Below are 19,559 nucleotides of genomic sequence, written 5' to 3' on the forward strand. Positions count from 1 at the left end.
CGATACGCGCCGGCGCCCGTTCCGCGCGCTCGGTGCCGGGCCGTCAGCGCGGCTGCCCGTGCTGCGTGGCCGCTGCATCGACGGCTTCGACGGAACGCGTCAGCCACGGCCCGATGTCCATCTCGTCGTAGCGCACGAGCCGGCTCTTGTGCGCCCGGCGATACGCCCACCAGATCGCGACGAACAGCGGAATCCACACGTAGATCGACAGCACTTCCATCCAGTCGATGCGGGCCGCGAAGAACGCCTGGTAATCCTGTCCGAGCGAGATCACGACGCAGATCGCGATCGCGAACAGCGGCCCGAACGGGAACCATTTCGCGCGGTACGGCAGTTGCTCGAGCCGGTAGCCCTGCTTCAGAAATCCCTTGCGGAACCGGTAATGGCAAACCGCGATGCCGAGCCACGCGATGAAGCCCGTGATGCCGACCGTATTCAGCAGCCACAGATAGATGCTCTGGTTGTTGGTCAGCGACGTGAGGAAGCACAGCCCGCCGACGGCCATCGTCGCATACAGCGCATTGCGCGGCACGCCGCCCGGCGACAGCGTCGCGAACATCGCCGGCGCGCGCCCTTCCGCCGCGAGGTTGTACAGCATTCGCGTGGCCGCGTAGGTGCCGGAATTGCCGGCCGACAACACAGCCGTCAGGATCACGAGATTCATTGCGCCGGCCGCAAGCCGGAAACCCGCGTGGCTGAACACCAGCGTGAACGGACTCACGCCGATGTCGGTCACGTCGCTCTTCAGCAGGTTCGGGTCCGTGTACGGCACCAGCAGGCCGATCACGAAGATCGCGAACACGTAGAACAGCATGATCCGCCAGAAGATCTGCTTCACCGCGCGCGGGATCGTCTTGCGCGGGTTTTCGGATTCGCCGGCCGTGATCCCGACCAGCTCGGTGCCGAGAAACGAGAAGCCCGCGATCAGCGCGACGCTCATCATCGCGTGCACGCCGCCGACGAACGGCGCGTCGCCCGTCGTGAAGTTGCGCAAACCGACCGGATGCCCGTTGCCGATCAGGCCGGCCGCGATCAGCAGCCCGGCCGCGATGAACGCGACGACGGTGACGACCTTGATCAGCGAGAACCAGTATTCCGACTCGCCGAAGCCGCGCACCGACAGCGTATTCAGCAGGAAGATCAGCACGAGGAAACCGGCGCCCCACCAGATGCCGGGCACGGCCGGAAACCAGTAGCGCATCACTATCTGCGCGGCGACCAGCTCGATCGCGATCGTCACGGCCCAGCTGTACCAGTAGGTCCAGCCGAGCGCGACGCCGAAGCCCTCGTCGACGTATTTCTCGCCGTAGATCGCGAACGAGCCCGACACCGGCATCAGCGCGGCCATTTCACCGAGGCCCGTGACGACGAAATAGACCATCAGCCCGATCGCGATATACGCGGCGATCGCCCCGCCCGGCCCCGCCTGCGCGACCGACGCGCCCGACGCGACGAACAGCCCCGTGCCGATCGAGCCGCCGATCGCGATCATCGCGATGTGACGCCCCTGCAGGCGGCGCTTCAGCGTCGTTCCGGACGGTGCGGCCGTCTCCGCTGCAGCTTGCAAAGCATCCATAGTGTTCACCCTGATTGGATTCGAGCCCGGCGATTTGATTCGGAATGCAAATCGTCTAGCCCGGTCATTCGCGTTGATACCGGCCCTTCCCGGCCGGCCGCGTCACACGACGCTGCGCTTGATCGCCTGCAGTTCGGCCGTCGTCACGATCCTCTCGATCCGGAACCGCGGGCTTTCCAGCCACACGTTCGCGATCCGCCGGTACTCGTCGAGATCCTCGCATGCGAGCCGCACGAGAAAATCGAACGTGCCGCTGACGAGCCAGCAATCGAGCACGGCCGGATTCGCCCGCATTTCGTCCTCGAACGGCGCCTGCGAACGCCCGTGGTCGGCCAGCGTGATCTGCGCGATCACGACGATCGGCTTGGTCGCGCGCGGCGCGTTGATCACCGCGCGGTAGCCTTCGATCACGCCGAGCGCCTCGAGCCGCTCCACGCGCGCCTGGCACGGCCGCGGCGTGAGGTTCACGAGTTCCGACAGCTTCCGGTACGAAATCCGCCCGTCGGTGCGCAGGATGTCGAGGATCCGGATATCGATCTTGTCGAGCTGCATCTTCTTGTCGGTCATCCGCGTTCGCTCCGGTCGGGTCGTGGCTGGTGCGCGGAACGCCTGCCGTTCCGCGCGGGGGCCACATTATCCGGCCGAAGCGCCCGCGCGCCAATCGGCTAGAACCGCAGCGACAGGCAGGTCAGGCCGCCGTCCATCTTGCGGAACTCGCTCGTGTCGATCACGTGCAGCGGCATGCCGAGCGACGCGATCGCGTCGTGCACGCGCGGATAACCGGCCGGCGTGATCAGCGTGCCGTTCACGCGCAGCGTGTTGCCCGCGTATTCGTCGGCGGCCGAAATCGCGATCCGGTGGTAGTCTGCGAACGCCGGATGCGCGGCGAGCGCTTCGGTCACGAGCAGCGTGTCGTCGCCGAGCGCGTTGACGACCGACTTGAGATGCAGGCCGGCGCCCACCGGCACCGCGACGACCGAATAGCCGTAGCGCGACACCAGCGATTCGAACGCGGCGATGCCTTCGGCGTCGGTACGGCCCGTCAGGCCGATGTAGAAGCGCTTGCCGACCTGCATCACGTCGCCGCCGTCGAGACGGCCGCCCTGCATCGGCAGCAGGTCGCGATGCGCGGCGAGCGCCGCCTCGATGTGCGCCGTCTCGCCACGCCGCGCGGGCGCGCCGGGCCGCGTGATCACCGCGAATTCCGGCGTCACGACCGCGGTGTCCTCGACGAAGTGCGAATCCGGAAACGCGTCCAGCGGCGGCAGTTCGGTCAGCTCGACGCCGAGCGTGCGCAGCGCTTCGCAGTATGCGTGGAACTGGGTGAGCGTCTTGTCGTAATCGGGCGCGCCGAGGTCGGCGGTGGTCAGGCCCGCGCCACAGGACGGCGCGGGTCGGCGAACGATCGCTTGCGTGAATTGCATCGACTCCTCCATGGTCAGCGCCACATCCGTGCGTCACACGGGCGGCTGCGTTGTGTCCGGACCATTATCGGAAGCCAATTTCCGCAATTCGCGTCGATTTCCGCTGCGCCCGCAGCCGATTGCGTCGAATTGCGCATGGCGCGCAGCGGATTCGGCACACGGCCGTTCGTCGCAGGGCGAACGGCCGTGCGCGCCTGCGGGATGCCGGCTACGCGCCCGGCGCGAACCCCATCTGCGAACGGCCGAGCGCCGTGAGATCGCCCTCCGCGCCGCGCCCGTCGAATTCGACCTCGAAATGATCGGCAGGGAAATCGGGCGGGCTCTCGCCGCGCAAGAACGCGGCCCGCTGGCGCCGCAGGTACGCGTCGTTCTTCGCACAACCGGGTGCGGCCGCGATGTACATCACGTTGCTGTCGCCCTTGCCGCGATGCGCATCCTCGACCGCATGCACGACGTCGCCGTGCCAGAACACCGCATCGCCCGGCTCCATGTGCGGGATCGGCACCAGCGCGTCGAGCAGCAGCGCGTGCCATTCGGGCCGGATCGACAGCGCGCGGCCCGGGCGCGCGCCGCACAGGTCGTCGTCGGCGACGTCGTCCTGCAGCGCGCGCAACACGACGTAGGCCATCGCGTTCGCGACCGGGATCAGTTGCAGCGTGCCGTCGCCGGGCCCCTGCGGCGTCAGCGCGGTCCAGCCCTGGAACGTGCGGAACATCGAGCACACGGCCGGCGACGGAATCTCCTCGACGTCGGGACGGAACGCCGCATCGAACGGGTCGTAATCGCGCCAGCGGCCGGCCAGCACGTGACGGTAGACCTGACGAAAATTCGCACCGAGCCAGCGCTCGACCGAGCCGCCGTCGACGTGCGGCGACAGTCCGAGCGACGTCGAACCGGGCGGCCGGCGGCGGATCCGGTCCGCATACGCCGGCACCTGGTCGGGATCGAAGTGCGTGCGCACGCCGTCCGCATGCCGCCACAGACGGTTCAGGAACACGCGTGCTTGCGTCAGCGCCGGCGACTGGCGCGCGGCCACCTGCGGCTTCGACCAGTAGACGCCGTAGATCTGCGGCTTGCCCGACGCGAGGTTGCCGAAATAGCGATCCTCGGCGCGCGCATCGAGCCGCTCGGCGAAGCGGTTCGCATCCAGGTACGCGCCGATCTCGTCGTTCCAGTCGCGCGCCTGCCGCGCGTCGAACACGCCGCGGATCACGACCGCGCCATGCGTGCGGATCGCGGCAATCGCGTGCGGATCGACGGTCCCGCTGGCGATCGCCGCGAACGGCACCACCGGGATCACGTCATGGCCGTGCGCGTGCGCGCGCCGGATCGCGTCGACCTGCCGCGCGATGTCGCCTTCCAGTTCCCGGAACGTGGCCGCGTAAGCAGGCAGGTCGGCGCGCAGCGCGCTTTTCGCGTCGCGAATCGCGGCGGGCAGGTCGTCAATCGTCAGTTGCATCGTGGTCTCCTCGCGGACAGGTGTCGTGATGTGCCGTCAGCGTACGATCGGCGCCCGCCCGCGAGTACCCCTATCCGGCCAACTATCGATACAATCCTGACAACCGTGCATCACTCGGCGCGATGGCAGACCACGCACAGCTTGTTGCCGTCCGGATCGCGGAAATAGGCGCCGTAGTAGTCGCGGTGATAGTCCGGCCGCAGGCCCGGCGGCCCTTCGCAGGTGCCGCCGTGACGCAGCGCGAGCGCGTGGCAGCGATCGACGTGCGCGCGCGTCGGCGCGGCGAACGCGATCGTATGGCCGTTGCCCGGCTCGGGCGCGCGGCCGTCGAGCGGCCGGCCGAAGAAGAACAGCGGCCGGTCGGCGTCGGCCGGCATCCAGCCCGACCAGCCGTCCGGTTCGCGGAATTTCAGACGCAGCCCGAGTTCCGCGAACAGCGGCGCGTAGAAATCGTAGGCGCGCGCGGTGTCGGTCACACCCACGCAAACATGTGAAAACATGGCATCGCTCCGTCGTGACGATCGCTCACGATCATGCCACGGCGCGATGCCGGCCCTCGCCCGGAGGCCGCGATGAAACCGCAGTACGAGCACGTGACGTTCGCCCCAGGCAGTTCGATCCGCGTGTACCACCGCCAGCTCGCGCGCATCCCGTTCGAATGGCATCGCCATCCCGAATACGAACTGACGCTGACACTCAACAGCCGCGGCCGCCGCTTCATCGGCGATCACGTCGCGCATTACGCGGACGACGATCTGGTGCTCGTGCCGCCCAACCTGCCGCATACCTGGGCGTCGAACGCCCGCATCGATCCCGATGCGCCCGAAGTCGCGCTCGTCATCTGGTTCGACGGCGACTGGGTGCGCCGGCTGGCCGACTGTTGCCCAGAATACGCGCCGCTGCGCTCGCTGCTGCGGCGTGCCGCGCCGGGCCTGCGCTTCGACGCGGATGCGGCCCGCGCGATGCGGGCGCGGCTGCCGCAGTTGCTCGATCCGTCGCCGCGCACCCGGCTCGCGGCCGCGCTCGACACGCTCGCCGATCTCGCGGAAGCCGGCGGCGAACCGCTCGCCACCGCGCACGCTTACGACCGCGCCGACGGCGCGGCACCGCCCGCCGACACGGCCGCGCCCGAAGCCGAGCGCCTCGACCGCGTGCTCGACGCGATCGACCGGCACTTCCACGAACCGCTGCGCGTCGACGCGCTCGCCGCCGCCGCGCACATGTCCGAACGCACGCTGCAGCGCCTGTTCGTCCGGCATCTCGGTGAAAGCGTCGGACGCTACGTGCAGCGGCTGCGGCTCGCACATGCGTGCCGCCATCTCGTCGGCACCGACTGGCCGATCGCGACCGTGGCCGCGCGCTGCGGCATTCCGAATGCCGCGAACTTCAACCGCCAGTTCCTCGCCGCCCGCGGGATGACGCCGGGCGCCTACCGGCAGTGCTTCGCGCAGCACGGGCGCGCGCCCGACGACGACACGCCCGCACTCGACACACGCCCGCCGTCGCTGGAGCGCGGCGCCGTGACGGACGAGCCGCGGCCGCACAAATGAAAACACCCCGACGGGGTGACCCGTCGGGGTGTCGTGACGTTGCGTTTCGCCAGACGCGAGCGGCCTGCCGGCCGTTCGCGCCGCGCACGACTTAACGTGCGTCGAGCGGCTTCGCTTCGCGCGGCGTATCGCCGATGAACAGCTGGCGCGGACGGCCGATCTTCTGCTCCGGATCGCCGATCATTTCGTTCCACTGGGCGATCCAGCCGACCGTACGTGCCATCGCGAAGATACACGTGAACATCGACGTCGGGATGCCCAGCGCGCGCTGGACGATGCCCGAGTAGAAGTCGACGTTCGGGTACAGCTTGCGCGACACGAAGTATTCGTCTTCCAGCGCGATCTTCTCGAGCTGCATCGCGAGCTTGAACAGCGGGTCGTCGTGCAGGCCCAGTTCGTTCAGCACTTCGTAGCACGTTTCGCGCATCAGCTTCGCACGCGGGTCGTAGTTCTTGTACACGCGGTGGCCGAAGCCCATCAGCTTCACGCCCGAATTCTTGTCCTTCACCTGCTTGATGAATTCGGGGATGTTGTCCGGCGAACCGATCTGCTCGAGCATGTTCAGCGCGGCTTCGTTCGCACCACCGTGCGCCGGGCCCCACAGACAGGCGATACCGGCCGCGATACATGCGAACGGGTTCGCGCCCGACGAACCGGCCAGGCGGACCGTCGACGTCGATGCGTTCTGCTCGTGGTCGGCGTGCAGGATCAGGATGCGGTCGAGTGCGCGGACGAGCACGTCGTTGACCTTGTACTCTTCGCACGGGTTCGAGAACATCATGTGCATGAAGTTCGCGCTGTACGACAGCGAGTTCTTCGGATACACGAACGGCTGACCGATGCTGTACTTGTACGCCATCGCGACGAGCGTCGGCAGCTTCGCGATCATGCGGATCGCCGACACTTCGCGGTGACGCGGATCGTTGATGTCGAGCGAGTCGTGATAGAACGCCGACAGCGCGCCGACTGCGGCGACCAGGATCGCCATCGGGTGCGCGTCGCGACGGAAGCCACGGAAGAAGAAGTGCATCTGCTCGTGCACCATCGTGTGCTTCGTGACGGTGTCGACGAATTCCTTCTTCTGCGCTGCGTTCGGCAGTTCACCCTTCAGCAGCAGGTAGCAGCTTTCGAGGAAGTCCGCGTTTTGCGCGAGGTTGTCGATCGGGTAGCCGCGGTACAGCAGCTCGCCCTTGTCGCCGTCGATGTACGTGATCGCCGAATTGCAAGCTGCCGTCGACATGAAGCCCGGGTCGTACGTGAACTTGCCGGTCTGGCCGTACAGCTTGCGGATGTCGATCACGTCCGGGCCCATCGTGCCCTTGTAGATCGGCAGTTCGACGCTCGGCGAGTTGTCGCTGAACGATAGCGTGGCTTTAACATCAGACGGAGTCATGGCACATCCTCAATCGAAATAAAGAAACGGGATTCGATAACGGGCACAGCGCGTTACACCTTGGCGTTACACCTTGGCGTTACACGTTGCGCAGCATCTCCAACAGCCGGTGAATGTCCGGGCTGTCTAGGTCGCCTTCTGGTTCCTTGCGCGCGAGGAGCAAGTCCATCAGGTCGTTGTCGCTCAGATCGAGCAGGCGCGACAACGCGCCTACGTCTGCATCGGTGAGGTCATGCTCGTATCTGCCGAAGAAACGCTCGAAGACGATGTCGTTTTCCAGCAGACCCCGCCGCGCGCGCCAGCGAAGGCGCGCACGGCGGTGCGGGTCGGATTGATGCGAATCGTCGCTCATCTCGCAGACTCCCGCAGGGCCGCCCCAAGGGTGTCGACACCCCCTCGGGGGGCAGCGAACGCAGTGAGCTTGGGGGTCGTCATATCAAACCGCGCGGCGAACCATCAGTTCCTTGATCTTGCCGATCGCCTTCGTCGGGTTCAGGCCCTTCGGGCAAACGTCGACGCAGTTCATGATCGTGTGGCAACGGAACAGACGGTACGGGTCTTCCAGGTTGTCGAGACGCTCGCCGGTAGCGGTGTCGCGGCTGTCCGCGATGAAGCGGTAAGCCTGCAGCAGACCGGCCGGGCCGACGAACTTGTCCGGGTTCCACCAGAAGCTCGGGCACGACGTCGAGCAGCTCGCGCACAGAATGCACTCGTACACGCCGTCGAGTTCGTCGCGTTCTTCCGGCGACTGGAGGCGTTCCTTCTCCGGCGGCGGCGCGTCGTTGATCAGATACGGCTTGATCGAGTGATACTGGTTGAAGAAGTGCGTCATGTCGACGATCAGGTCGCGCACGACGGGCAGGCCCGGCAGCGGACGCAGCACGATCTTCTGCGGCAGGTCGTTCAGGTTCGTCAGGCACGCGAGACCGTTCTTGCCGTTGATGTTCATCGCGTCCGAACCGCACACGCCTTCACGGCACGAGCGGCGGAACGACAGCGTCTCGTCCAGTGCCTTCAGCTTGACCAGTGCGTCGAGCAGCATGCGCTCATGCTGGATCTCGAGCTCGTACGTCTGCATGCGCGGCGCCGCGTCCTTGTCCGGATCGTAGCGGTAGACTTCAAAAATGCGTTTTGCCATTTCGGATTCCTTTGACTCGGCTTAGAACGTGCGCGGCTTCGGCGGCACGGATTCGACCGTCAGCGGCTTCATTTGAACCGGCTTGTAGTCGAGGCGATCGCCTTCGCTGTACCACAGCGTGTGGCGCAGCCAGTTGTCGTCGTCGCGGTGTTCGTAGTCGCTGTGCGCGTGCGCGCCGCGGCTTTCCTTGCGTGCTTCCGCCGACACCATCGTGGCGCGGGCCACTTCGATCAGGTTCTCCAGCTCGAGCGCTTCGACGCGCGCGGTGTTGAACACCTTCGACTTGTCCTTCAGGTGGATGTTGTCCACGCGTGCCGCCAGGCCGGCCATCTGCTCGACGCCTTCCTTCAGCAGCGCCGACGTACGGAACACGCCCGCGTGCTTCTGCATCGTCGCGCGGATGTCGTTCGCGACGTCCTGCGTGTATTCGCCCGAGCTCGACTTGTCGAGCTTGTTCAGGCGCGCCAGCGAGAATTCGCCTGCGTCGGCCGGCAGCGGCTTGTGTTCCTTCTGGTTCTTCACGTGCTCGACGATGTGGTTGCCGGCCGCACGGCCGAACACCACGAGGTCCAGCAGCGAGTTCGTGCCGAGGCGGTTCGCGCCGTGCACGGACACGCACGAGCATTCGCCCACTGCGTAGAAGCCGTTGACCGGATCCTTGTGGCCGCGCGACGTGCCGACGACCTGACCGTGGATGTTGGTCGGGATGCCGCCCATCTGGTAGTGGATCGTCGGGACGACCGGGATCGGTTCCTTGATCGCGTCGACGTTCGCGAACTTCAGCGCGATTTCGCGGATCGACGGCAGACGCTTCATGATCGTCTCGGCGCCGATGTGCGACAGGTCGAGCAGCACGTGATCCTTGTTCGGACCGACGCCGCGACCTTCCTTGATTTCCTGGTCCATCGAACGCGAAACGAAGTCACGCGGCGCCAGGTCCTTCAGCGTCGGCGCGTAGCGCTCCATGAAACGCTCGCCGTTCGCGTTGCGCAGGATACCGCCTTCGCCGCGCACGCCTTCGGTGATCAGCACGCCCGCGCCGGCCACGCCGGTCGGGTGGAACTGCCAGAACTCCATGTCCTGCAGCGCGATGCCCGAACGCGCGGCCATGCCGAGGCCGTCGCCGGTGTTGATGAACGCGTTGGTCGATGCCGCGAAGATCCGGCCCGCGCCGCCCGTCGCGAACAGCGTGGTCTTGCCTTCCATGATGTAGACGTCGCCCGTCTCCATCTCGAGGGCCGTCACGCCGAGCACGTCGCCTTCCGCGTCGCGGATCAGGTCGAGCGCCATCCATTCGACGAAGAACTGCGTCTTCGCTTCGACGTTCTGCTGGTACAGCGTGTGCAGCAGCGCGTGACCGGTACGGTCGGCGGCCGCGCAAGCGCGCTGGACCGGCTTCTCGCCGTAGTTCGCGGTGTGGCCGCCGAACGGACGCTGGTAGATCGTGCCGTCCGCGTTGCGGTCGAACGGCATGCCGAAGTGCTCGAGTTCGTACACGACGTTCGGCGCTTCACGGCACATGAACTCGATCGCGTCCTGGTCGCCGAGCCAGTCGGAGCCCTTGATCGTGTCGTAGAAGTGGAAGTGCCAGTTGTCTTCGCTCATGTTGCCGAGCGACGCACCGATACCGCCCTGCGCGGCCACCGTGTGCGAGCGGGTCGGGAACACCTTCGACAGCACGCCGACCGACAGGCCCGCGCGCGACAGTTGCAGCGCCGCGCGCAAGCCGGAGCCGCCTGCGCCGACGATCACCACATCGAACTTGCGGCGCGGGAGGTTAGTTTTGATTGCAGCCATTCTTTACACTCTCCAGAGAATCTGCGCGGCATAGCCCGCACATGCGAGCAGCCAGACGATGGTCAGCGATTGCAGCAGCAGGCGCACACCGACGGGCTTCACGTAGTCCATCCAGATGTCGCGCACGCCGACCCATGCGTGGTAGAAGAGGGAAAGCAGCATCACGAAGGTCGCGAGCTTCATCCATTGCGCGGCGAAGATCGAGGCCCAGCCTTCGTACGAGAAGTCGTGTGCGCCGAAGAACAGGACGAGCAGAATGACCGTGTAGACCGCCATGATCGTGGCGGTGATGCGCTGCGCAAGCCAGTCGCGCAGGCCGTAGTGTGCGCCGACGACGAGGCGCTTCGAGCCGATTCGGTTGTTGGCTGCCATTTTCTTAGAATGCTCCGAACAGTTTGAGTGCCATGGCGATCGTCAGCGCGATCGAGACGACGAAGACGACGACGGCCGTCCGCTTGCCGCCTTCCTTCGTGACGGCGTCGTGGTTGACGTCCATCAGCAGGTGGCGAATGCCGGCGCAGAAATGGTGGAAGAAGGCCCACGACAGTGCGAGGACGATCAGCTTGACGATGATGTTGGAGAGGAAAGCCTTGAAGACTTCGAAGCTGAGCTCGGACGTGAGGCTCTGGTCGAAGAGGAACAGCAGGAACGGCAGGAACAAGAACAGCAGCGCGCCGCTGACTCGATGGAGGATCGACAATATCGCTGCCAGCGGCATGCGATATTTCATCGTGATATCGCCGAATCCGATGTTCCGGTATTCCGGCCTCGGCTTTCTTACTGCATCAGTCATGCTAGACCCCTACTATGTTGTCACACTAATCCGCGATTTTAGCGCCTTTTTATATCGCGCTGCAGCGAAAGTCTGCTCTGGATAATTGCGCGAACAAGAACAAAGGCGGCCCGAAACGTGCTTCGCGAGCGTGGGATTCGCGAACGCACTCGGCTTGAGCCGATACACCGTCAACTCAAGTCATTCTGATAGTAGTACCCGGTCGTGACATACCAGCCGCGACGCACTTCCACCGGCCGGTCTCCGTATGTATAGGACACGCGCTCGACCGACAGCAGCGGGAACCCCGCCGGCACGTGCAGCAGGTCGGCCACCGCCGGCTCCGCCGCCACCGCGCGGATCTTCTCCGTCGCACGGATCATCCGCGTGCCGAACTCGGTCTCGAACATCGCGTAGAGCGGCCCCTTGTACTCGCTCAGCCGCTCGAACGTGAGCCCGCGGAACATCGCGCCCGGCAGCCAGATCTCGTCGAGCACCGTCGCTTCGTTCTCGAACTCCAGCAGGCGGCGCACCTGCACGACGGGATCGGCCGGCTTCAGGTCGAGCTGCCGCGCGATCTCGGCCGGCGCGCGCAGGCGGCGGCACTCGAGCAGGCGGCTGACGTGCGGATGTTCGGCGCCGTCGTCGGCCAGCAGGCGCAGGAAACGGAACTGCGCGCGATCTTCATTGTGCGTCGCAACAAAAGTACCCTTGCCCTGCCGCCGGACCACGAGGTTTTCGGCGGCCAGCTCGTCGATCGCCTTGCGCACGGTGCCCTGGCTGACCTTGTAGCGGGCCGCGAGCTCCACCTCGCTCGGGATGATCTCGCCCGGCTTCCATTCGCCGGATTCGAGACTTTGCGTGATCAATGACTTAATCTGCTGGTATAACGGGCTGAACGTCGGCGACGGCGCCGCCGCAGGCGAAGGTGCGGGATCGCTCGCGCCCGGCTGCCCTGGGCCGCCTGCGCCGGTCTGATTCGCGGTATTCGCCTGGTTCGATGTCATGGCGCGCATTTCATCACAAACCGCACTTTTTCGTCCACTCAATTTCCGCAAAACATCTGTCTTATATAAGACATATGATACCGTTTGACTTTGCGCGTGACGGCTCCTACACTCCCGGTCGAGCAAGGGTTCGCGGGTGCCACAGCGCGTCCCCGGCTACGTGCCACGGCCGTCTCCAGGTTCACCGCGTCTGCCATCGCGAGTCCTCCGCCCTGCTTCAATGCAACGTTACGCACAACGCGCATAGAATGGCGTTTTCGCTAGCGTCCAACGCTTCACCCGTCCTGGAGATTTTCAATGGCTAAGCCCGCAAAGCGCGTTGCCGTCACCGGCGCCGCAGGTCAAATCGCTTACTCCCTGCTGTTCCGCATCGCGAACGGCGACCTGCTCGGCAAGGATCAGCCGGTCATCCTGCAACTGCTCGACCTCCCGCAAGCCCAAGCCGCCGTCAAAGGCGTCGTGATGGAACTCGACGATTGCGCGTTCCCGCTGCTCGCGGGCGTCGTGATCACCGACGATCCGAAGGTCGCATTCAAGGATGCCGACGTCGCACTGCTGGTCGGCGCACGTCCGCGCTCGAAGGGCATGGAGCGCAAGGACCTGCTGTCGGCGAACGCCGAAATCTTCACGGTCCAGGGCGCCGCGCTGAACGAAGTCGCGAGCCGCGACGTGAAGGTGCTGGTCGTCGGCAACCCGGCGAACACGAACGCGTACATCGCGATGAAGTCGGCGCCGGATCTGCCGAAGAAGAACTTCACCGCGATGCTGCGCCTCGACCACAACCGCGCGCTGTCGCAGCTCGCCGCCAAGTCGGGCAAGCCGGTCGCATCGATCGAGAAGCTCGCCGTGTGGGGCAACCACTCGCCGACGATGTACCCCGACTTCCGCTTCGCGACCGCCGAAGGCGAATCGCTGCTGAAGCTGATCAACGACGACGTGTGGAACCGCAACACGTTCATCCCGACCGTCGGCAAGCGCGGCGCGGCGATCATCGAAGCGCGCGGCCTGTCGTCGGCGGCATCGGCGGCCAACGCGGCGATCGACCACGTGCGTGACTGGGTCCTCGGCACGAACGGCAAGTGGGTCACGATGGGCATCCCGTCGGACGGCTCGTACGGCATCCCCGAAGACATCATCTACGGCGTGCCGGTCGTGTGCGAAAACGGCGAGTACAAGCGCGTCGAAGGCCTGGAAATCGACGCGTTCTCGCGCGAGAAGATGGACGGCACGCTGGCCGAACTGCTCGAAGAGCGCGATGGCGTCGCCCACCTGCTGAAGAACTAAGCATCACGCATCGTGCCGGGCGGCCTTCGGGCAGCCCGGCACGGCCCGCACCGGCTGCCGCCCGCGCCCGCCGCGCACCGGCCCAGAACGCGTCCGAATCCGATTTTCTCCCCGTTGACCCGCTCCCCTGACGTAGACGAGATGGCCGCGCTCACTCCTGCACAAGTGCTGTACGACGGGGCGTCCCCGCCCCCGATCCTGCCCTGCTGCGATCACTACGCGGGCAGCGAAAAGCTGATGCGCAAGTCGCTCGCGCTGCAGGCCGAGCTGGGCCCCGTGTTCGACATCACGCTCGACTGCGAGGACGGCGCGGCCGTCGGCCAGGAAGCCGCGCACGCGGCGCTCGTCGCCGACATCCTCGGCAGCGACGAGAACCGCTTCGGCCGCGTCGGCGTCCGCATCCACGACTTTTCCCACCCGCACTGGCGCGACGACGTGCGCATCGTGCTGCGTGCGGCGCGCGCGCCCGCCTACATCACGCTCCCGAAAGTCGCGAGTGCCGCCGACGCGGCCGAAATGACCGCGTTCGTCGAAGGCACGCGCCGCGAGCTCGGCATCGCGCAGCCGATTCCCGTCGACGTGCTGGTCGAGACGCACGGCGCGCTCGCGCAGGCGGCGGCGCTCGCCGCGTTGCCGACGGTCGGCACGCTGAGCTTCGGGCTGATGGATTTCGTGTCCGCGCACCACGGCGCGATCCCCGATTCCGCGATGCGCTCGCCCGGCCAGTTCGAGCACCCGCTCGTGCGCCGCGCGAAGCTGGAAATCGCCGCGGCCTGCCACGCGCACGGCAAGACGCCGTCGCACAACGTAACGACCGAGGTGCGCGACATGAGCGTCGTCGCCGGCGATGCACGCCGCGCGCGCGACGAATTCGCGTTCACGCGGATGTGGAGCATCCACCCCGCGCAGATCCGCCCGATCGTCGACGCATTCGCGCCGCGCACCGACGAAATCGCGCTGGCCGCCGAAATCCTGCTGGCCGCGCAGGCCGCCGACTGGGGGCCGACACGCCACGGTGATACGCTGCACGATCGCGCGAGTTACCGGTATTACTGGTCGGTGCTGCGCCGCGCGCGCGCCGCCGGCCAGCCCGTGCCGGCCGAGGCCGCGCCGCTGTACGGGCCGGCCGCCGCGGGCAGCGCGCCGTGAGCGCGCGCCGCGGGCCGATACCCGAGTTTCATGCATGCGACGACGCGCGAACCGGATAGAGGTTTGCGAAACGACAAAAAACGTAACGGAGCCCGAAAACCTGATATATGCACGGCCAAATAGGTGAAAATAGCGGCCGCTGCGCGCTTTCGGGGCGCGTGCAGTTTCAAACCGGCCGGCAGTTTCGATTGCCGGCCCTTGTCAACTGATTATCGAAAGGTTCTGACTCCATGAAGAAACTCCTGATCGCTACCGCCATCGGCGCCTTGTCCGCCACGATGCTGGTGTCGGCTCCGAGCGCGTTTGCCCAGGGTACGGCCACGACGACCGCGAAGAAGGCAGCGGCCAAGCGCCCGGCGCCGGCCAAACGCATCATCCCGCGCAGCAAGAAAGCCCAGGCGCGTGCCGCGGCCAAGGTCGATCCGGTGCCGGAAGGCGCGGTCAAGTGGTCCTGCAAGGAAGGCCTGTCGTTCGACCTCGCTGGCGACATGAAGCGTGACCAGGTCGTCACGGTTCACTGGGCGAAGAAGAACTACAAGCTGCCGCGTCAGACCACGACGACGGGCGCCGACACGTTCTACGATCCGGCAGCAGGCTTCAAGCTGGTCGTGATCCCGACCAAGGCGATGCTGTTCTCCGATGCGAACGGCGGCGAGCGCCTCGCGGACGAATGCGTGACGCCGGAAATGGCGCAAGGCACGCCGGCACCGACGCAATCGAACGAGCTGAAGCCGGCAACGAACTAAGCGCGTTCCCATCGGCCCCTCGATGTCCGCCCCGGTCTCCAACGTCCGCCCTGCTCCGGATACGGTACTCGTCGATATCGTCGACTACGTGCTGAATGCCGGCATCGACAGCGCGCTCGCGCTGGAGACGGCGCGTCATTGCCTGATCGACACGCTCGGATGCGGACTCGAGGCGCTGTCCTACCCTGCCTGCACCAAGCTGCTCGGCCCCGTCGTGCCCGGCACGATCGTGCCGAACGGCGCGAAGGTGCCGGGCACCTCCTTCCAGCTCGATCCCGTCCAGGCCGCGTTCGGCATCGGCGCGATGATCCGCTGGCTGGACTTCAACGACACCTGGCTCGCCGCCGAATGGGGCCATCCGTCCGACAACCTGGGCGGTATCCTGGCGACGGCCGACTGGCTCTCCCGCACGGCCGTCGCGGCCGGCCGGAAGCCGCTCACGATGCGCGACGTGCTGGTCGCGATGATCCAGGCCCACGAGATCCAGGGCTGCCTCGCGCTCGAAAATTCGTTCAACGCGGTCGGGCTCGACCACGTGCTGCTCGTGAAAGTCGCATCGACAGCCGTCGTCGGCCGGCTGCTCGGGCTCACGCGCGACGAGCTGATCAATGCGGTGTCCAACGCGTTCGTCGACGGCCACGCGCTGCGCACCTACCGCCACGCGCCGAACACGGGTTCGCGCAAATCATGGGCGGCCGGCGACGCGACGTCCCGCGCGGTGCGCCTCGCGCTGATCGCGAAAACGGGTGAAATGGGCTACCCGTCGGCGCTCACCGCAAAAACCTGGGGCTTCTACGACGTGCTGTTCGACGGCAGGCCGTTCCGCTTCCAGCGCCCGTACGGCACGTACGTGATGGAAAACGTGCTGTTCAAGATCGCGTTTCCCGCCGAATTCCACGCGCAAACGGCCGCCGAGGCCGCACTGCAGCTGCACGCCCAGCTCGCCGCCGCGGGCCGCACCACCGACGACATCGGCCGGCTCACGATCCGTACGCACGCAGCCGCGATCCGCATCATCGACAAGCAGGGCCCGCTCGCCAATCCGGCCGACCGCGACCACTGCATCCAGTACATGGTCGCCGTGCCGCTGCTGTTCGGCCGGCTGACCGCGGCCGACTACGAGGATTCGGCCGCGGCGGACCCGCGCATCGACGCGCTGCGCGCGAAAGTCGTGTGCGTCGAGGATCCGCAGTTCACGAAGGATTACCACGACCCGGACAAGCGCTCGATCGCGAATGCACTGACGATCGAGTTCACCGACGGGTCGAAGCTTGCCGAGGTGGCGGTCGAATACCCGCTCGGCCACCGGCGGCGGCGGGCCGAAGGCACCCCGCTCCTGGTCGAGAAGTTCAGGACCAACCTCGCCCGCCGTTTTCCGGCCAAGCAGCAACAAGCGATTCTCGACGTGTCGCTGGACCAGGCAAAGCTCGAAGCAATGCCGGTCGATGAGTACGTCGACTTGTATGTGATATAGCCGTCAGATACAGGACTCTTTGTTTCCTAGCCTTAAACCCAGGAAAATCACCATGGCCCACAATCTCCACAAGACCCTCAAGGAATTCGACAGCGGTTCCGGCAAAGGCAAGTTCTACTCGCTGCCGCAGCTCGGCAAGGAACTGAAGACGAAGATCGAACGCCTGCCGGTGTCGATCCGTATCGTGCTCGAGTCCGTACTGCGCAACTACGACGGCAAAAAGATCACCGAAGAGCACATCGAGCAGCTCGCGAACTGGAAGCCGAATGCGAAGCGCGTCGACGAGATTCCGTTCGTGGTGTCGCGCGTCGTGCTGCAGGACTTCACGGGCGTGCCGCTGCTCGCCGACATCGCGGCCATGCGCGGCGTCGCCGAGCGCACGGGCAAGAACCCGAAGAAGATCGAGCCGCTGGTCCCGGTCGATCTCGTCGTCGACCACTCGGTCCAGATCGACTATTTCCGCCAGAAGGACGCGCTCGACCTGAACATGAAGCTGGAATTCCAGCGCAACAACGAGCGCTACCAGTTCATGAAGTGGGGCATGCAGGCGTTCGACACGTTCAAGGTCGTGCCGCCGGGCGTCGGCATCGTCCACCAGGTGAACCTCGAATACCTCGCGCGCGGCGTCCATAAGAAGGCGGACGGCGGCGACACCGTGTACTACCCGGACACCCTCGTCGGCACGGACAGCCACACGACGATGATCAACGGCATCGGCGTGGTCGGCTGGGGCGTGGGCGGCATCGAGGCGGAAGCCGGCATGCTCGGCCAGCCGGTGTACTTCCTGACGCCGGACGTGGTCGGCGTCGAGCTGAAAGGCAGGCTGCGCGAAGGCGTGACGGCCACCGACCTGGTGCTGACGATCACCGAAATGCTGCGCAAGGAGAAGGTCGTCGGCAAGTTCGTCGAATTCTTCGGCGAAGGCACGAAGTCGCTGTCGCTGCCGGACCGCGCAACGATCGGCAACATGGCGCCGGAATACGGCGCGACGATGGGCTTCTTCCCGGTCGACGAAAAGACGATCGACTACTTCGAAGGCACCGGCCGCACGAAGGCGGAAATCGCCGCGTTCGAAAACTACTTCAAGGCGCAGAAGCTGTTCGGCATCCCGAAGGCCGGCGACATCGACTACACGAAGACGGTGACGCTCGACCTCGCAACGGTCGCACCGTCGCTGGCCGGCCCGAAGCGCCCGCAGGACCGCATCGAGATCGGCCACGTCAAGTCGACGTTCACCGACCTGTTCTCGAAGCCGGTCGCGGAGAACGGCTTCGCGAAGAAGGCGGAAGACCTCGACAAGCAGTACACGACGAGCAACAACGTCGACGTGAAGAACGGCGACGTGCTGATCGCCGCGATCACGTCGTGCACGAACACGTCGAACCCGAGCGTGCTGCTGGCCGCCGGCCTGCTCGCGAAGAAGGCGGTCGAGGCCGGCCTCACCGTCGATCCGAAGATCAAGACCTCGCTCGCGCCGGGATCGCGCATCGTCACCGAGTACCTGACGAAGACGGGCCTGCTGCCCTACCTGTCGAAGCTCGGCTTCGAAGTCGCGGCCTACGGCTGCACGACCTGTATCGGCAACGCGGGCGACCTCACGCCGGAACTGAACGAAGCGATCACGAAAAACGACATCGTCGCGGCGGCCGTGCTGTCCGGCAACCGTAACTTCGAAGCGCGCATCCACCCGAACATCCGCGCGAACTTCCTCGCGTCGCCGCCGCTCGTCGTCGCGTACGCGATCGCCGGCAACATCACGCGCGACCTGATGACCGAGCCGGTCGGCAAGGGCAAGGGCGGCCGCGACATCTACCTCGGCGACATCTGGCCGACGAGCGAAGAAATCCACGCGCTGCTCAAGTTCGCGCTCGATCCGAAGAAATTCGAGGACAACTACTCGAAGCTGACCAAGAAGGGCGACCTCTGGAGCAAGATCGAGGGCGAATCCGGTGAGGTCTACGACTGGCCGAAGTCGACCTACATCGCCGAGCCGCCGTTCTTCGGCAACGACTTCTCGATGGAACCGGCTGCGTCGATCCCGACGGTCAAGGGCGCGCGCGCGCTCGGCATCTTCGGCGATTCGGTCACGACCGACCACATCAGCCCGGCAGGCTCGATCAAGGAAGACTCGCCGGCAGGCAAGTGGCTGAAGGAAAATGGCGTGCAGAAGGCCGACTTCAACAGCTACGGCTCGCGCCGCGGCAACCACGACGTGATGATGCGCGGCACGTTCGCGAACGTCCGGATCAAGAACCTGATGATCCCGGTGAACGCAGACGGCACGCGTGTCGAAGGCGGCCTGACGATTCATCAGCCGAGCGGCGAACAGTTGTCGATCTACGATGCGGCGATGAAGTACGTCGACGCCGGCACGCCGACCGTCGTGTTCGCGGGCGAAGAGTACGGCACGGGCTCATCGCGCGACTGGGCCGCGAAGGGCACGCAACTGCTCGGCGTGAAGGCCGTGATCGCACGCAGCTTCGAGCGCATCCACCGCTCGAACCTGGTCGGCATGGGCGTGCTGCCGCTGCAGTTCAAGGGCTCGGACAGCGTCCAGTCGCTCGGCATCACCGGTGACGAAACGTACGACATCGAAGGCCTCGGCGACGACTTCAAGCCGCAGCAGGACGTCACGCTCGTGATCCACCGCAAGAACGGCGAATCGCAGCGCGTGCAGGTGCTGCTGCGCATCGATACGCCGATCGAAGTCGACTACTACAAGCACGGCGGTATCCTGCCGTTCGTGCTGCGCTCGCTGCTCGCAGCGTAAGCGCTGTTGCAGGTGCCGTA

General features: G+C 65.8%; 18 protein-coding genes. 6 read left to right on the forward strand and 12 right to left on the reverse strand.

Features of this window, described 5'->3' with window-relative positions; genetic code table 11:
* Nucleotides 1-43 precede the first annotated feature (43 nt).
* The 5 genes from HWX08_RS06460 to HWX08_RS06480 all read right to left on the reverse strand — a co-directional run bounded on the left by HWX08_RS06460 (nucleotide 44) and on the right by HWX08_RS06480 (nucleotide 4,959).
* Nucleotides 44-1,576 (reverse strand): amino acid permease, encoded by a 1,533-nt coding sequence (locus tag HWX08_RS06460; RefSeq protein WP_174922256.1) that lies wholly within the window; start codon nucleotides 1,574-1,576, stop codon nucleotides 44-46.
* Nucleotides 1,577-1,678: 102 nt separating this feature from the next.
* Nucleotides 1,679-2,143: an Lrp/AsnC family transcriptional regulator gene (locus HWX08_RS06465; RefSeq protein ID WP_069259519.1), complete on the reverse strand. Its 465-nt coding sequence runs from the start codon at nucleotides 2,141-2,143 to the stop codon at nucleotides 1,679-1,681.
* A gap of 98 nt (nucleotides 2,144-2,241) precedes the next feature.
* Nucleotides 2,242-3,000, reverse strand: a complete 759-nt coding sequence (locus tag HWX08_RS06470) for a dimethylarginine dimethylaminohydrolase family protein (RefSeq protein WP_174922255.1) — start codon at nucleotides 2,998-3,000, stop codon at nucleotides 2,242-2,244.
* A gap of 208 nt (nucleotides 3,001-3,208) precedes the next feature.
* Nucleotides 3,209-4,459 carry a DUF1479 domain-containing protein gene (locus HWX08_RS06475; protein WP_174922254.1) on the reverse strand — a complete coding sequence of 417 codons (1,251 nt, stop codon included), beginning with the start codon at nucleotides 4,457-4,459 and terminating at the stop codon, nucleotides 3,209-3,211.
* A gap of 110 nt (nucleotides 4,460-4,569) precedes the next feature.
* Nucleotides 4,570-4,959 carry a VOC family protein gene (locus HWX08_RS06480; RefSeq protein ID WP_174922253.1) on the reverse strand — a complete coding sequence of 130 codons (390 nt, stop codon included), beginning with the start codon at nucleotides 4,957-4,959 and terminating at the stop codon, nucleotides 4,570-4,572.
* 72 nt (nucleotides 4,960-5,031) lie between these two features.
* Here HWX08_RS06480 and HWX08_RS06485 point away from each other — a divergent pair, with 72 nt between their 5' ends.
* On the forward strand, nucleotides 5,032-6,009 hold the full coding sequence (locus HWX08_RS06485) for a helix-turn-helix domain-containing protein (protein ID WP_174922252.1): 978 nt from the start codon (nucleotides 5,032-5,034) through the stop codon (nucleotides 6,007-6,009).
* A 91-nt stretch (nucleotides 6,010-6,100) separates the two neighbouring features.
* Here HWX08_RS06485 and gltA read toward each other — a convergent pair whose 3' ends face one another.
* The 7 genes from gltA to HWX08_RS06520 form a co-directional block, all read right to left on the reverse strand.
* Complete coding sequence (gene gltA / locus HWX08_RS06490; protein ID WP_039358262.1) at nucleotides 6,101-7,402, reverse strand: citrate synthase; 1,302 nt, start codon at nucleotides 7,400-7,402, stop codon at nucleotides 6,101-6,103.
* Between the two features lie 79 nt (nucleotides 7,403-7,481).
* Nucleotides 7,482-7,754: an FAD assembly factor SdhE gene (locus HWX08_RS06495; RefSeq protein ID WP_011548107.1), complete on the reverse strand. Its 273-nt coding sequence runs from the start codon at nucleotides 7,752-7,754 to the stop codon at nucleotides 7,482-7,484.
* 84 nt (nucleotides 7,755-7,838) lie between these two features.
* A complete protein-coding gene (locus tag HWX08_RS06500; protein WP_006479352.1) occupies nucleotides 7,839-8,540 on the reverse strand; it encodes a succinate dehydrogenase iron-sulfur subunit in 702 nt (233 codons plus the stop codon).
* A 21-nt stretch (nucleotides 8,541-8,561) separates the two neighbouring features.
* Nucleotides 8,562-10,337: a succinate dehydrogenase flavoprotein subunit gene (sdhA, locus tag HWX08_RS06505; RefSeq protein ID WP_069259515.1), complete on the reverse strand. Its 1,776-nt coding sequence runs from the start codon at nucleotides 10,335-10,337 to the stop codon at nucleotides 8,562-8,564.
* A gap of 3 nt (nucleotides 10,338-10,340) precedes the next feature.
* The gene (gene sdhD / locus HWX08_RS06510) at nucleotides 10,341-10,709 is read right to left on the reverse strand and encodes a succinate dehydrogenase, hydrophobic membrane anchor protein (RefSeq protein ID WP_011355745.1); all 369 of its coding nucleotides are present in this window, start codon (nucleotides 10,707-10,709) and stop codon (nucleotides 10,341-10,343) included.
* Nucleotides 10,710-10,713: 4 nt separating this feature from the next.
* The gene (gene sdhC / locus HWX08_RS06515; RefSeq protein ID WP_034185792.1) at nucleotides 10,714-11,130 is read right to left on the reverse strand and encodes a succinate dehydrogenase, cytochrome b556 subunit; all 417 of its coding nucleotides are present in this window, start codon (nucleotides 11,128-11,130) and stop codon (nucleotides 10,714-10,716) included.
* A gap of 170 nt (nucleotides 11,131-11,300) precedes the next feature.
* Nucleotides 11,301-12,125, reverse strand: coding sequence for a GntR family transcriptional regulator (locus HWX08_RS06520; protein ID WP_076606001.1), 825 nt, complete (start codon nucleotides 12,123-12,125; stop codon nucleotides 11,301-11,303).
* 288 nt (nucleotides 12,126-12,413) lie between these two features.
* Here HWX08_RS06520 and HWX08_RS06525 point away from each other — a divergent pair, with 288 nt between their 5' ends.
* From HWX08_RS06525 to acnA, 5 genes are all read left to right on the forward strand, one after another.
* Nucleotides 12,414-13,400: a malate dehydrogenase gene (locus HWX08_RS06525; protein WP_174922251.1), complete on the forward strand. Its 987-nt coding sequence runs from the start codon at nucleotides 12,414-12,416 to the stop codon at nucleotides 13,398-13,400.
* Between the two features lie 141 nt (nucleotides 13,401-13,541).
* Nucleotides 13,542-14,549: an HpcH/HpaI aldolase/citrate lyase family protein gene (locus tag HWX08_RS06530; RefSeq protein WP_069259513.1), complete on the forward strand. Its 1,008-nt coding sequence runs from the start codon at nucleotides 13,542-13,544 to the stop codon at nucleotides 14,547-14,549.
* A gap of 230 nt (nucleotides 14,550-14,779) precedes the next feature.
* On the forward strand, nucleotides 14,780-15,295 hold the full coding sequence (locus HWX08_RS06535; protein ID WP_069259512.1) for a hypothetical protein: 516 nt from the start codon (nucleotides 14,780-14,782) through the stop codon (nucleotides 15,293-15,295).
* A 22-nt stretch (nucleotides 15,296-15,317) separates the two neighbouring features.
* Complete coding sequence (locus tag HWX08_RS06540; RefSeq protein ID WP_174922250.1) at nucleotides 15,318-16,769, forward strand: bifunctional 2-methylcitrate dehydratase/aconitate hydratase; 1,452 nt, start codon at nucleotides 15,318-15,320, stop codon at nucleotides 16,767-16,769.
* Nucleotides 16,770-16,821: 52 nt separating this feature from the next.
* Nucleotides 16,822-19,539 (forward strand): aconitate hydratase AcnA, encoded by a 2,718-nt coding sequence (acnA, locus tag HWX08_RS06545; RefSeq protein ID WP_174922249.1) that lies wholly within the window; start codon nucleotides 16,822-16,824, stop codon nucleotides 19,537-19,539.
* The last annotated feature ends 20 nt before the right edge of the window (nucleotides 19,540-19,559 follow it).

Origin of the sequence: Burkholderia metallica (assembly GCF_902832845.1) — a bacterium.
GTDB lineage: Bacteria > Pseudomonadota > Gammaproteobacteria > Burkholderiales > Burkholderiaceae > Burkholderia > Burkholderia metallica.

What these genes read in the sequence shown, in the direction of transcription:
- HWX08_RS06460 (WP_174922256.1), bottom strand. Translation starts at nt 1,576, where the DNA reads ATGGATGCTTTGCAAGCTGCAGCGGAGACGGCCGCACCGTCCGGAACG.
- HWX08_RS06465 (WP_069259519.1), bottom strand. Translation starts at nt 2,143, where the DNA reads ATGACCGACAAGAAGATGCAGCTCGACAAGATCGATATCCGGATCCTC.
- HWX08_RS06470 (WP_174922255.1), bottom strand. Translation starts at nt 3,000, where the DNA reads ATGCAATTCACGCAAGCGATCGTTCGCCGACCCGCGCCGTCCTGTGGC.
- HWX08_RS06475 (WP_174922254.1), bottom strand. Translation starts at nt 4,459, where the DNA reads ATGCAACTGACGATTGACGACCTGCCCGCCGCGATTCGCGACGCGAAA.
- HWX08_RS06480 (WP_174922253.1), bottom strand. Translation starts at nt 4,959, where the DNA reads ATGTTTTCACATGTTTGCGTGGGTGTGACCGACACCGCGCGCGCCTAC.
- HWX08_RS06485 (WP_174922252.1), top strand. Translation starts at nt 5,032, where the DNA reads ATGAAACCGCAGTACGAGCACGTGACGTTCGCCCCAGGCAGTTCGATC.
- gltA (WP_039358262.1), bottom strand. Translation starts at nt 7,402, where the DNA reads ATGACTCCGTCTGATGTTAAAGCCACGCTATCGTTCAGCGACAACTCG.
- HWX08_RS06495 (WP_011548107.1), bottom strand. Translation starts at nt 7,754, where the DNA reads ATGAGCGACGATTCGCATCAATCCGACCCGCACCGCCGTGCGCGCCTT.
- HWX08_RS06500 (WP_006479352.1), bottom strand. Translation starts at nt 8,540, where the DNA reads ATGGCAAAACGCATTTTTGAAGTCTACCGCTACGATCCGGACAAGGAC.
- sdhA (WP_069259515.1), bottom strand. Translation starts at nt 10,337, where the DNA reads ATGGCTGCAATCAAAACTAACCTCCCGCGCCGCAAGTTCGATGTGGTG.
- sdhD (WP_011355745.1), bottom strand. Translation starts at nt 10,709, where the DNA reads ATGGCAGCCAACAACCGAATCGGCTCGAAGCGCCTCGTCGTCGGCGCA.
- sdhC (WP_034185792.1), bottom strand. Translation starts at nt 11,130, where the DNA reads ATGACTGATGCAGTAAGAAAGCCGAGGCCGGAATACCGGAACATCGGA.
- HWX08_RS06520 (WP_076606001.1), bottom strand. Translation starts at nt 12,125, where the DNA reads ATGCGCGCCATGACATCGAACCAGGCGAATACCGCGAATCAGACCGGC.
- HWX08_RS06525 (WP_174922251.1), top strand. Translation starts at nt 12,414, where the DNA reads ATGGCTAAGCCCGCAAAGCGCGTTGCCGTCACCGGCGCCGCAGGTCAA.
- HWX08_RS06530 (WP_069259513.1), top strand. Translation starts at nt 13,542, where the DNA reads ATGGCCGCGCTCACTCCTGCACAAGTGCTGTACGACGGGGCGTCCCCG.
- HWX08_RS06535 (WP_069259512.1), top strand. Translation starts at nt 14,780, where the DNA reads ATGAAGAAACTCCTGATCGCTACCGCCATCGGCGCCTTGTCCGCCACG.
- HWX08_RS06540 (WP_174922250.1), top strand. Translation starts at nt 15,318, where the DNA reads ATGTCCGCCCCGGTCTCCAACGTCCGCCCTGCTCCGGATACGGTACTC.
- acnA (WP_174922249.1), top strand. Translation starts at nt 16,822, where the DNA reads ATGGCCCACAATCTCCACAAGACCCTCAAGGAATTCGACAGCGGTTCC.